The following is a 12,681-nucleotide window of genomic DNA, read 5'->3' as shown; positions in this document are numbered from 1 at the left end:
CGGCAAACACCGGTGACGCAAAACACCTCTAGTGAGGGGACTGGGTCAATTGATTCGGATACCGCAAACCGGGCATTTGCGGAAGCTCGTCGGGGCCGAGATTAGGGTTCCGCATCCACGGCAGGTGTACGCGGCCCAACGAGGCCTTTGAGTGAGGTGAGTCTTGCGTGTCAATCTTGATTCCTTCTAGTTGTGGCTTTGGATGTTCTGTGTTGCGGCACTAGTGCTGCAGTCGTCGGCGACGGGTAGACCGTTCGCACGTCGTCATGACGCTTACCGCTTCTGCTTGGTTTCTTGAGCTCGCCTCCGCGATTCAGCCGCGACCTGCCTGGCCCTTGCTGCATCTCGGGCCTTGCGGTCGACTTCGGCGGCGCGTTTCGCTTCTTCGCCGGCTTTCCGGACGATTTCCGCTGCGTTGGTCTGCTTTTCCGCGGCGCGTACAATCGCGGTGTTGACGAGGTGAGGGAGGTTGGGGAGTTGCATGTGGGCTCCTGCGTGTTGTTGTTGTTGTTGTGATCAATCCGCGGGTGCGGCGTTCTAATACGAGAGACGCATGGGGACCGCTCATGGGGTTAAAAGGAGGCCATAGAATCGTGAATCGTGCATCGTGCATCGTGCATCGTGCATCGTGCATCGAGCAGCGATTCATGTGAGGCGCGGACATTGCACTCGTGGGGAGACCAATCGGTCCGTCACCACATTGAATTCTTGGACCCAAGTCCTTGCGAGGCCGCGATGGGACCACAGTCTTTCCGTCAAATCACTTGGGATATCGACAGGCCGAGCGAGAAGCCGAGAGACGGCATCCGAAATGCCGAAGGTCATACGCGGGGCTTACAGCACGTGCCCAATTATCCAAAGGACCCTTCCCGCGCTCAATCGTAAGACAACTGCATGACGGTCCAACGCTCGCTTTTAGGCTCAGGCGGAAGTTCAATGAGGAGCAGTCATGAGACCGTTGTGCATGACGAAATGAAAGTCTGCTGTAGCTTCTGCGGCGAGGAGGATGAGCCGTGCGATTTTCGCCGGCGAGTCAGCGGAAAATAGTGGGATCAGAATGCTGCTACAGAATCGACTTGCTTCCTTGTCGATGTCGCCCGACGGCCAGGGACGTGTGTGGTTCCAGCTTTCAATGAGTCGTTGGGCAGTTGCCGCCTGGGCCTGCATCGCAATCTGAGCATCGTATCTTTTGGAACTGCAGAGAATTGAGTGGTCCGAGACCGTCCAGACTATTTGGTCAAGGTGCTTGAGGTCCTCGGTGGAGTTTTCGGACAGCTGCTCGGGTCCGTGCCCCGTCATGGTCCAATAAGTCTTGATGCGACCTAGCGTTGGGCGATGCCAAAGGAGTGGAGAGGCGTTAAAGGCGGTTTCGAGCTTATTCATGGTGAAGGGCAATGGCACATCCGTGCTCATCGCGTTCCGAGGGTTATTTGTGTTGTGCGGTTGAGGGCGGCAATGCCGGGATCGAGCGTGCCGTCAGCGCGCACGTCGTTGACGTAGCCGGGCCATTGAGTACCGACACCGGTGGCGGTGATCTGGGCAGCCGTGCAGCCGCGGTTGAGCAGTTCTCGAGCGACGGCGTCCGCGCGTAACTGGCCTAGATGGATCTGGCTTTCAAGCGTGTCGGTGCCTGCAGTAGTGCCGATTATTGTTGCGATATGTGTGGGTGAGCCAGTCAGCCAGAGCGCGATTGAGTCGAGTGTCGCCTTGGCGGCAGCGGCTTCCCGGAAATCGGCCGTACCAGGCTGGAAACCGAGGGATGATCCGTCACCGTAGATGAGTGGGTGGAGGGACACCTCGATCAAGTTCGGGGTCGGATCGGCCGAGACTTCGACGGTCTTCGTTGTGAACGTTGTGTCGGGTCCGTTGCCCGAGCGAGGAACTGGTAAAACTGTGACAGTTGTTGCGTTCATGCGCTTGAATGATTCTTCCCAGATTTGGGCGATGTTCTCAAGTTGAGTGCCGGTGAGCTGAGCCTGGGGTGCAGCGGTGTACCCAAATCCGACCAATTCGATTGTGCTGCCGGTGAGATCAGGAAGACCGTCCCGTTGCTTCACCATGGAGGCGACCTCAGCCGGATCAGCGACTGTCATTCCGGGGTCTGTGAGATTTGGAGTTCCTGTGTCTGGGAGTCCGGAGTCGATAATGATGATCGTCGGATTGGACACGTTGACTGCGGTTGATTGGTCCTTTGCCACGCGAACAGCGAGGCCTAGGTTCGACCCATTGGAATCGGCTTTGGCGCTGCTGACTGCAGCCAGCAGGGCTGTTTCCTGGGCCGTGATGTCATCATTTGTGGCGGTCGGGTTGACCTGGGAGATTTTGTACGGACCGCTGCTGTAGATGACTTCGGGATTCCCGTCGAGTGCGATTACGCTGATGGGCGCTGAGGCGGTGATCGCCGCGTCAACGGTCGCTTTGAGCTCGATGGGCAGTGCAGGAGCGGGAGCGTTTGCGTGCACCGAGACGATGATGTCGAGTTGAGTTGGAATGGGTAGAACGGAGACGGCGGGAGCCGACGATTCAGCGTTGCTGCACGCGCTCAATCCCACAGCAAGGGTAACTGCGACGGCAAAACCGATTGCGCGAGATTTGGTATTCGTGTGGCGGTGCATCTGCATGTTGAACTCCAAGTTTCGATGAGCGGTATATGTCCAGAGACGGCGAAAGTCGCTGGCTGGGGTTAAAGACAGCGGGGGAGACCCTGGTGGCCTCCCCGCTGTTCCGCGTAACGCGTTTTTGTTGATTCAAATCCGGTGAAAACGTTGTATCCCTATCGGGTGTGGTGGCTTCGTCGTGTGCCTATCGCTCGATGCCGACGAGCCAGGGGCAAGGCGAGGTACACCACTCGGGAAGTGAAATCCTGTATCGCATGAATGATGAGAACCCAGCGATATTTTGGTCAAGGCACGTTCGGCGAAAACGTCGCATGAATGAACGCTGATAGGCCGTGGCGCGCCGATTGTGGAACTCGCGCAGGACTTCCACTCGACCGACGAGGCATTCGTAATTCGTGATGACTTCGGATGTCAATCGCGCCACAGTCTGAGAGGCATCGCCGAGTGCGCGTTCGGCGAGAGCGAGCCGACTCGTCGTTCGGGCGAGAAGCAGGTCGTGTTCGCGTCGACGTCGCACGCTGACGGCTTCGTCCGTGAGATCACTTTCACTCGGCAGCCGGCCGCTGATCGAAGCGGGGTCCAGGGATGATGAACTGAGATCGGCGGCGGCGGCGTCGCGAATAGTTTGAAGATTCAGCATCTCAGCGGCGGAAGCTCGGATTGCCTCTAGATTCGACGCGGAGTCTTGATGGGCGACGAGGTACTCGCGGCCAGCCCGTTCGGCGAACTGGTGAGAGTTGCTGCGCAGCCAGGTTGGGAGGCTGAATTCCTCGATGCGACTTTCGAGCATGGGGCTTTCGGCTCGCGGAGCGGTGTCCACGAGATTGGAGCGGCCATCGCGGAACCCCGCCACGACGTCGTTGATACGAAGATGGATTGGGTAGCGAAGGGGGTGGGCCGGCGCGGCGGCCAGAACCAGAGAGGGCCGGTTCGTGGTTGTTTTTTGGGATGTCATGAGGGCTCCTGGGCGAATGAATACGAATGGAAGATGGCGGTCGTTCTAGGCGGGGAAGCTGGGGTCGTTCTTCTGGGGCAATTTCTCCGTCGTCACACCTGCTACGGGGCCGGTTTTTCCACTGGTTGCAGTTGGATCGCCGAGGGCCTGTGCGATTTCGACGCGGGCCCATTGCTTCATCTCGTCAGCCGTGGCTTCGAGCGCGTTCAATGCGACTGCAAGTTCAAAAGGCACCTGCTGAAGGACATGTTGCGCAATGATCTTTTCTTCTGCGATTCGAACGACACGACCGCGTTTCGTGGAGACCGTGTCCGCAGCGACAGCGCGAAGATCCCGAACGCGGGCTGTTCTTGTCTTCAGGGGGTCGGTGAGGTGATAGCCGTCAATAACCGCGAGTACGGCTGTGCCGATGAAAACGAGCAGCATGACGGGGGCCAGAATGGTGTCTTCGAGACCGGCTGAGGCGCTGCTTTGGCCTTGAAACCCGACAGCTGCCGAGGTCGTTGGGTGGGTTCGTAGAACGAACAGCGCGATTGCGATTGTCGCGGGCGCGAGGATAGCGAGAGCGGCGAGCAAAGGGTGCCCGTGCTTCGCCTGTACGCCGGCAATGAAGGCACCGGCAACCGCGACGAGGCTGAAGCCTACGGCAACGAACCACGACATGAACTCGGGCAGCCGCAGGGCGCTGTCGAACGCCGACTTCGCTAGAGCGACGTCAACGAGAGACGCTACCGTGAGCACAATCGCTGTGACCGCGACATTTGCGCGCTTTGCATGGTCGTAGATGCGCGCGCCGTTCGCAACGCCCTTCGGGGCGCGAGTGTGATGTGAGCGTGCCGAGGCCTGCGCCTCGTTGGACACGGGCGGTGTGGTGGAACTCATGATGATTCCTTCTTTAGGCGGAACGGAAGTGTGATGGAAGGCGGTATCTGTTAGTTGGTTACTCGTCGGCTGCCATTGATCCCTCCACCGGGCGCAAGCGGCCGTGGGCGACCCCGAATTGATGCGAGCTCGCCACCTTCCCGTTCGACACACTCTCGGCAGGGTTCCTAATTCCTTGGCCGATGCCTTTAACGGTCAGCAATTCGGAGAGCTCGGAATGGTGTTCTTCTGAGAGCTTTTCACCGAGCGGGGAAGCATCGAGTTGTGTGAAGCCAGCCTCAAGACGCAACGCGTTGTAAACAACATCAAGCTCGGCCTTGCGCTCCACCCAATCGCTGAGCTGCGCCTTCTCCGTGACCAGGTTCTGCCTGTGCGTGGCGAACAAGCGTGCGGCCACTCGGCGGCGCTCTTCCGCGTGCTGAACGACTGAAGCCACCCACGTCTCGTGCCAGGTGTCGATCCAACTGTCGAGCACGTCATAGGTGAACTCGTCGAGAGCGCCAGCCCGCGCCAATGCCTGCACTTTGTCGGTGATTGTCTGGCGCAAGTCCATCACATGGGGGTTGATCCCCGGCAATGAGTGTCCGGTTGGGATCAGGGCGTCCGGGGACGATATAGGAGTGAATGCGTGGATGCCCGAGTCGTTCCAGGCGGTCAGTGTGATCAGCTCGGCATGCTGGCCTGTAGTCGCATCGTTCGTGCCTTTGCGGAACGGATTCTTCATTTTGATTGCCTTCTGTTGAATGACGCATTGAAGTGGTTGGTGCAGTTATGAAGAGAGACGACGAGATCGGTCGCTGGGGGTTAATGTCGTATTCCCGATTTGGACTCCCCAGCCTGACTAGCTCGCGAGCGCGGTCTGACCGAGGGTCTCTTCAACGATTCGGTTATAGATAGCGGTCATGGATCCGGGGTTCCCGCCAAGCTGAGCGCATCGACGGGCCTGCACGGCTAGACGGTCTGCGGCGCTATTGAGTGGGTGTCCGGCGTGACCTTTGATCCACTCGAAAGTGATCACGTGTTTGCGTGAAAGCCAATGCAACCTGTTGAGGAGAGCGGCCGCATTCTTCGCCCCGGGCTTGCCGTGGCGGTCGCGGATGATTCCGGTGGAGATGGTCTCAGAGATCAAAGACAGGGCGGGCTGCGAATCCGTTAGTACGCACATCCGATTTGCCGAACGATTGGCCTCAATGGCCTCAGTGATGGCTCGCAACTCGGCAACGAGAATGCTGCTCGATGCCAGAGTGCCGGCCCTGTAAGTTCCCTGCTCACTTACCCATGCCCAACCTGACATGCCTCGGTTGCCACTAGAGCCGTCCGTGGCTAGTGTGAGCATATTGTTTCTGTTCATTGCAGCCTCCTCAAATGATGAACCGTGTGATGACACGTTTATGAATGAAGAGACGAACTGAAACGGCATCGGGGGTTAAACCGATCACCAGACTTACGTAGCGTGACGGGGGAGATCGGATGGCAGCGCGAAGCGAGCATGCTCATGAGGCGCCCGGTGATGACGAAGCCGCCCGAAGTTCGGACCATGAAGTCTACGTCGACGACCTAAACGAGTTCGATGACTCTGATGACCTCAAAGATCTCGAGTTTGATTTGATCCCTGATCCGAGCGCATCTATATGCCTGCCCAGTGAGCACATCGATGCTCAGCGACACGGCGCGATGCTTCTCCGATACGCCTTCAACCTTGTCGAGAATCACCACGACGCCGAAGATCTGGTGCAAAGGGCTGCAATTAAAGTTTGGCGGTGCTACAACACCACTCCAATGAGTGACGGCTCATACAAGGGGCTAATGATCACTGCGGTAAACAATCTCTTCCGTGACGACCTACGTAAATCGCGACGTCAGCGAGACAACGGGGACTGGGGGGACGGCTTCTATGATCCAGTGGGGGAGTTGCGTCCCATAGAGGAAACACAAGTTGTAGGCAAGCTTCGGCCGTTCGATGAACTTACAGGACCGGAATCGAGGGCCGCGCGCCGTGAGATTCGAGACCACGTCACGCGGAGTCTTGTATCCATCCCCAACGAGCGACAACGTGCAATCGCATATTTGACATTCATCGACGGTCTTACTCAGACTGAAATTGCGATGACGCTAGACGTCACTGTCGAGACCGTCAAGACGCATCGCCGATACGCACTCAAGTACATGCGGGCCGATCTGGACGATGGCCGCCTCGACGAGTATAGAAACCCGGACTGATGAAGGAGAGTGAGCCGATGTCTCATCCCTCGACCGACGATGACTCCGGCGAGATCCTGAGCTACTTCGAACTCGTGGCGAAAAAGTTCGATGACGAGGTGGGCGATGATCTATTGAATCAACCGGCGCCATTCACAGACACCGAAGTCTCCAACTTCTGGGCCAGCGTGAGCGCACGCATCCGAGCCGAAATCTCCGCTACAGAGGATGCGCATTCTGAAGACTTCGCTGAACAAGCAGCACAGCTTGTCTTTGAGGCAGAGCTGTTGCTCGTCCTCCCGAGCCTAGATCGGCGGGTGCGAGCGGCGGCGAGTGACCCATCAAAGCTCCCGGAAGTGCACCGAGCAGACAGAGGTATTAGCGTACAGGTTTCCAGCATTGGCCCCGCTACCGCTCACGTCGTAGTGTCCGTTGAACCTTATGCCGCCCGCCCGCTGGACGTCGTAGGTGTCGTTTGGTCCGATGGCCCCTTGAAGCGCACCCATCTACTCGTGCTCAACGGCGACGAGGGGTCACTGCTTGTTTCGGAGGCGACCATTCGCACTGAGAGCGAGTGGCTGGATGTTTCGATACTGATGCCAAGGGCAATTGCCGATCTGTCTGAATCACTTTCTACGGAAATCACTCAGAGCGTCGCCGCCGCAAGTCCTACGAATCAGCTGGCTTGGCGCGCCATCGCTGCTTTACTCCAACCCGGCGATCCGATATTCAACATGATCCGCGATGGTCTGACCTTCCCAAATCGCAGACCGGCAGCGGATAGCGGTGAGTAGTCGGAAATGTACAATTTCGCTGCTCGGAGTTGCCGTGCTCATATCGTCTATAGCATTGGCTGCTTGCAGCGAGGCACCCGTCGTATCCCCATCAACCTCGAGCGATGCGGGACTGACTAACCCTGTAAACGCCTCGACGGCGCCGTCTGACTTGTCGGCACTCTTGACAGCACCTGTTCCATCGCTTTGTGACCATCCGGCTGGGCAGCTAGCTGGTGGTGTTCTTCCAGGTATTTCTGAAGATGAAGGCGGGACGTATCTGCATCTTCTTCCGCTAGACCCCTCCTCAACGCCTGTTATCGACCCGGTCGCGGCTGTAGCTGGCACACAGGAGCCAGCTCGTCAATACGCGGCGATAATCGGGTGCAATGCGGGTGGTGTGTCTTGGTCAGACACAGTGGCAATTTGGGATGCACAGCTCAAGCTGCTGGGTTACGAGACGCTCTCCGAGCAGACCCATGGCGGCCGCGAAGCGGCACTGGCGATTACGCAACTCCAGAGCGGGGCGTTCCACGTCAAGTGGATCGCTCAAGATGGCGGAAACGCTTCCTGTTGCGGCACAATATCCGCCGAGGCAGACGTCGAATGGTCGGCGAACGCCGGGTTTCAAGTAAAGGCCTTCATCGCGCACACTGGCAGTGAGCTTGCCACCCGTGTTGTAAAAGCCATTGCGGACAGAAAATCGGTGCCCGACACAGATGCAAGCGATGTCGCCGTGAATGCGCTGAAGACGATGAACGAACTTCAGCATTCGATCGACTCGTCCTCGATCAGTTGTTATGGCTCCGAACTAACAAACCACGACTATCCGGACCGAATCGAAGTACCAGGATCCATGATCACGTGCACCGCGCCGATTATAGATTCATCTCAGACCGCGGTCTTTGCGATGTCTTATTCCGACTGGAATGAGTACAAGATCGAATCCGCGTACGCCGAGTGATAGATCCTCCCAGTCCCAGCGTTGCCGACGGGTTGAAGGACCGAGCGTTCAAGCTGCATCAACTTACTACTTCGGTAAACGAGTCCTGGATGGAGTATTGCAGGTCAGCGCTTGAGTCAGAACTGGATGCGGACTTCGAGAGCCTCATGGACTTCAGCTCCACCGAATTATTGGCGTTGGCCGATGGCCAACAGGTGAACGAGCCGGTCGCGAACGTCTTGGGTCTGCCGCCCTTTGAAATAAGCGCGACGCTGAAGTCGGCACTGGCCATTCGAGACGTCACCATCGCCCTGAGGTATCCCCAGCGCTCGAATCTTCTCATAGATGGTGCGATTGCAACATTTAGTGAACAAGGGATTCATTCGGCCATCAGCGCCGATCAATTCGTGAAATGGAACGGTCCGAGTTCAGAATCTACTAACTCCACTGCCATACGAATCGTTTTTGCGCACTTGACCGCCCGCTTGGCTGAGCCCGCCATGGGATTTGTTGCCGCTCTCGTTCTTGCCCTTGCTTCAGATTTCCCCAAGGCATTTGGGAAGCCGACCGCATTGCCGGTCGTGTTTGCGACTGGAGTCGGCGCAAAAGGATCTGCCGGCTACCTCTATGTGGAGCGGTTGAAGGATGGTCCACCCGGCCTGCATCCGGATCCGCGAATCATGAGTTTCTTTAGAGGCGATGCAGACTTCGCAGAGGGACTTGAAGCCGCATGGTCGATATCTCCATTGCGAGACGCCGGTCAGAGCGTCGTCTGGTCCGTCCTGGATAATGGCGAGGCAATTGCGGAGATTTCTGGCGCCTCGTTGGGTGCGGCGCTCGCCGTGGCGCTGGATGACCTCGCCCCGCGCACGCGGGCGCAGCGGCTTTTGCGTCGCCGCACGCTTGATCCTGATTGCGCGATGACGGGTCGACTTGCAGGAGAGGACCTTGCTGAAGTTGGATTTCTGAATCAGAAACTGGAGGTTGCGGCCGAACGCAAATGGCGCATCGTTGTTCCTGAAGAGTCCCGCGAAAGTCTCATTGGACTTGCCTCCCGGTTGGACATACAGCTCAGTGGCGCCCGTAACGTTCGTGAGGCTATTCTCGCTGCGAGATCTCGGAACAATACAAAGTTCTACGTTGCAATTTCGCTCGTGATTGTCCTGGCGGTTGGCCTGGTGGTGGGCCTTTCCGTAATGCAACAAATAAATAGTGCCGCAGCATTTGATCAGAAGTTGAAGCAAATATCGGCGGGTCTGGCCGCTCAGGCGCCTGGGGATCAAGCCGTCAATCCAAGGCTAGCGGCGCTGTCAGCGCTCAGCAGCTATCGGCTGAATCCTGATTCGACGTCCGTCGGCGCCCTACTTGCTGTTGCCGAAGCAAACGCGTTCACGGCTAAGACAGTCCAAGCGCATTCGGGACCTATCAGGGCCGTGGCCGTCACGAAAGATGTTGTCATCACTGCGGGGGATGACGCAACCATCGCCACTTGGACAATTGCAGACCTCAAACTGATATCACGAACGAGTGTTGCCATTCCCCTTACATACCTAAGAGCCTCGGGAGACGGTAGCCATGTAGTTGGCAGTGATGGAACGAATCTCTACGTTTTCGTTGTCGACCCGAGTGGATATTTGACTCTCAAAAAAAACATCGGTGCCGTGAGCGAGGTAGCAGACGTTCTCTTCCCGTACCGCGGGGACAACCGTTTCGATGTATACGCGGGGTCAACTGTAACGACGTATCTGGAGGACGGCAGCCTCGAAAAGACAGTGTCTTTGGAAGACATGTTCAGGACATATGCTGCCACGGATAGCAGTTTCAATGAGGAAAAAAAAGCAGTGAAAATAACAACGGCGGTCGCGGCGGGTCTCCTCGACTCGCCATCTAAAGCGCCTGTCACGGCTATTAACGTCTGTTTGGATGCAGCAGACTACTGCTCGGGTACCTACTTTTCGACAAACGTCGGTGCAATTTTCTTTTACGACCCTGCGGGCAAGGAACTCACACTGACCGTGCCGAAACGGAGTGTCATAGGGACGATCTCGGCCCTGGATTGGAAAGCTGGACAGAGCGACGATCTGGCTATTGGAACCGATGCTGGTGTCATGACATGGGATACGGTGAACCATCGGAGCGTAGCGTTTCCTTTCGGAGGAGTGAGCGGTAGCGTCAGTTCGTTGACCTGGGCCTTCCAAGGAAGTGGCGACCTCATTGCTATCGCCGGGAACGAAACGACGATAATAACTGGAGATATCAGGGCACGCTCGGCAAATGCCGTGATTTCGAAGGGACGCGCAAACCTTGCGAATCATGCGGCAGCAATCCCAAATTCCGATAGCTTTGCTGTTACGACCGACGATGGCCGCCTGACAATCGCAGACCCTTCGAATACCCGTAATGGACTACCGGCGGCCCTCGGGTCAAATGTCGCCGCGTTTGACCCTGACGGTCACCTCATTGAGACTGTCGCCGCATCAAATTCGACCAACTTATCGGGGTTGCAAGCGGTAGATATCTCCGGTGGTTTGGATGCAACAGGGAACTACCCAGTATTAGTCAAATATTCGGCTGAGAAGTGGTTTGGAACCGACACCTTCTATGTTAACGACGTTGCCACAACGCAGACCTATCTCATAGCGGGCGGCGTGCACAACGGGGCTCCCTCACTCGAAGTATGGGATAGGAAGACCGGCACTCCGGTCGCACAAATCAACGTCCCGCTTGGTCAGAAGAAGGTCAACTCATTCGGACTCGTTACCAAGGTAATTGCAGACGAGCGATCCGGAATCGTCGCAGCCTTCGAACTCGGTTCCGGCACTTTAAATTTCTTTTCAATGACCAATTGGAGTGCAATCGCTACAAGTCAAATCGGTGCAGGCCTTGGCGGGATGCAGCTCACTCCGGACGCCAAAACCCTAATAGTCAATAGTTGGCCGACTTCCGAGACTTCGGGCGCAGACCATAAATTGGCGTTCTATAACCTTCAGACGGGTCTCAATGTCTCGACGATGGCGGTCGGGACATCTGTCCGGACCGCAGTGAATCCAATCTCCGGTGAAATCGCAATGTTGACCGGGAACTCAGCGGTGGAGATTCGGTCTCCCGACGGGCAATCGATTCTCGCAACTCAGCAACTTCCAAGTGAAGCCCAAAATTTATCTTGGAGTCCTGACGGAACTCGATTGGCGGCAGTCCTTTTGAGCGGGACGACGCTGATCTTGGAGGGAAGAAGTCTGTCCGCCGTATTCCCGCCACTACAAACGTCAGACGGCCACCAATCCGTTGCTTTGGCATGGAACCCTAGCGGTGACATCCTGGCTGTCATCACATGGGTTCGCTCTGATGGGAGTACGTACAACGGAAAGACTCTCCTTTTTCAACCGGACGCCGCGACGTGGGCCAACGAGATGTGCGAAATCGCTGGAACCGGCTTCACGGTCGAAGAATGGAACCAATACGTGGGCGTGGACATCCCCTATGAACAGTTGTGCGACGCAGAACCAACATCTCCGACCATCATTTCGACACCTTCGAAATAGTCACTCATGCGCCTAGAAAACGTTGACTCCCGTCAATGCGCGTGGTCGTCGAAGTTGCGCGGCCCGCCGCGCGTGTTGTCTCTCAGATGTTTTACATCAGGACATCGGTGCCCACATTTTGCCCACACTTGCCAGAAATCACCCTGATTCTAATGGTGCGAAGGTGACCGGAAAACGTTGAAATTACGCGGAAGTTAGCCCTCCGTGAGGCCCTGACTGGGCCGGATCTAGGGTTCGAGTCCCAGCGGGGGCACCATCATCCGGCACCGAACTTCCGACTGAGGCCGGACTCGGCGGACTCTCCCAGGCCGACACGCTTCTCTCCACCGACGATGACGTCGAAGGCGATCGGCGGGTCAGGCGCCGACGGCACGCTCGGAGACGGAGCTGAGCAGGAGACTGGTCTCGCTGTTGAGGACACCGGGGATGGAACGGATTCGTCCAAGGAGCCGGTCGAACTCGCCCAGGTCAGCGGTGCGCAACTCGGCGACGAGGTCCCAGGCCCCGTTGGTCGTGTGCAGCGAACTGACCTCCGGATAGCCGCGCAGGGCCCGGATGACGTCACTCGTCGCCCGACCCTCTACCTCGATGAACGAGATGGCCTGCACCACGCCCGGATCCTGGTCCTCACGCACCCGGATGGAGAACCCCACGACAGTGCCCGACTGCACAAGACGGGCCAATCGATTGTCGTGAGTATTAGCGCTTCTGGGGGCCACCGATATTGACTTTGGGGGCCACCGGGCGGTGTGACCAGTAGTGCGCTCGG

At 57.3% G+C, this 12,681-nt stretch carries 12 protein-coding genes; 4 read left to right on the top strand and 8 right to left on the bottom strand.

The genetic code is table 11. The features are described 5' to 3' along the window. Positions 1 to 273 precede the first annotated feature (273 nt). The 7 genes from QN357_RS13890 to QN357_RS13860 all read right to left on the bottom strand — a co-directional run bounded on the left by QN357_RS13890 (position 274) and on the right by QN357_RS13860 (position 5,806). Positions 274 to 483 (bottom strand): hypothetical protein, encoded by a 210-nt coding sequence (locus QN357_RS13890; protein WP_323505053.1) that lies wholly within the window; start codon positions 481 to 483, stop codon positions 274 to 276. A 450-nt stretch (positions 484 to 933) separates the two neighbouring features. Beyond that, a complete protein-coding gene (locus QN357_RS13885) occupies positions 934 to 1,383 on the bottom strand; it encodes a hypothetical protein (protein WP_323505051.1) in 450 nt (149 codons plus the stop codon). A gap of 26 nt (positions 1,384 to 1,409) precedes the next feature. Then, entirely contained in the window at positions 1,410 to 2,621 is a 1,212-nt protein-coding gene (locus QN357_RS13880) for an OmpA family protein (protein ID WP_323505050.1), read from the bottom strand. 181 nt (positions 2,622 to 2,802) lie between these two features. Next, entirely contained in the window at positions 2,803 to 3,573 is a 771-nt protein-coding gene (locus tag QN357_RS13875; protein WP_323505049.1) for a hypothetical protein, read from the bottom strand. Positions 3,574 to 3,618: 45 nt separating this feature from the next. Continuing rightward, a complete protein-coding gene (locus QN357_RS13870; protein WP_323505047.1) occupies positions 3,619 to 4,455 on the bottom strand; it encodes a hypothetical protein in 837 nt (278 codons plus the stop codon). A 58-nt stretch (positions 4,456 to 4,513) separates the two neighbouring features. Further along, positions 4,514 to 5,179 carry a hypothetical protein gene (locus QN357_RS13865; protein ID WP_323505046.1) on the bottom strand — a complete coding sequence of 222 codons (666 nt, stop codon included), beginning with the start codon at positions 5,177 to 5,179 and terminating at the stop codon, positions 4,514 to 4,516. Positions 5,180 to 5,296: 117 nt separating this feature from the next. Beyond that, a complete protein-coding gene (locus tag QN357_RS13860) occupies positions 5,297 to 5,806 on the bottom strand; it encodes a ribonuclease HI (RefSeq protein ID WP_323505045.1) in 510 nt (169 codons plus the stop codon). 119 nt (positions 5,807 to 5,925) lie between these two features. Here QN357_RS13860 and QN357_RS13855 point away from each other — a divergent pair, with 119 nt between their 5' ends. The 4 genes from QN357_RS13855 to QN357_RS13840 all read left to right on the top strand — a co-directional run bounded on the left by QN357_RS13855 (position 5,926) and on the right by QN357_RS13840 (position 11,912). Beyond that, a complete protein-coding gene (locus QN357_RS13855) occupies positions 5,926 to 6,675 on the top strand; it encodes an RNA polymerase sigma factor (RefSeq protein ID WP_323505044.1) in 750 nt (249 codons plus the stop codon). Next, positions 6,675 to 7,448: a hypothetical protein gene (locus QN357_RS13850; protein WP_323505042.1), complete on the top strand. Its 774-nt coding sequence runs from the start codon at positions 6,675 to 6,677 to the stop codon at positions 7,446 to 7,448. Before QN357_RS13855 ends, QN357_RS13850 begins: the two co-directional genes overlap by 1 nt. Before the next feature lie 397 nt (positions 7,449 to 7,845). Then, a complete protein-coding gene (locus QN357_RS13845; RefSeq protein WP_323505040.1) occupies positions 7,846 to 8,391 on the top strand; it encodes a hypothetical protein in 546 nt (181 codons plus the stop codon). Positions 8,392 to 8,537: 146 nt separating this feature from the next. Then, on the top strand, positions 8,538 to 11,912 hold the full coding sequence (locus QN357_RS13840; RefSeq protein WP_323505038.1) for a WD40 repeat domain-containing protein: 3,375 nt from the start codon (positions 8,538 to 8,540) through the stop codon (positions 11,910 to 11,912). A gap of 356 nt (positions 11,913 to 12,268) precedes the next feature. Here the strand turns inward: QN357_RS13840 and QN357_RS13835 are convergent, their stop codons facing one another. Beyond that, positions 12,269 to 12,583: an Lrp/AsnC ligand binding domain-containing protein gene (locus tag QN357_RS13835; RefSeq protein WP_323505037.1), complete on the bottom strand. Its 315-nt coding sequence runs from the start codon at positions 12,581 to 12,583 to the stop codon at positions 12,269 to 12,271. Positions 12,584 to 12,681: the final 98 nt, after the last annotated feature.

It is taken from the genome of Cryobacterium sp. RTC2.1, assembly GCF_035018685.1.
Taxonomy (GTDB): Bacteria; Actinomycetota; Actinomycetes; order Actinomycetales; family Microbacteriaceae; genus Cryobacterium; species Cryobacterium glucosi.
This window is presented reverse-complemented; position numbering and strand designations above follow the sequence as displayed.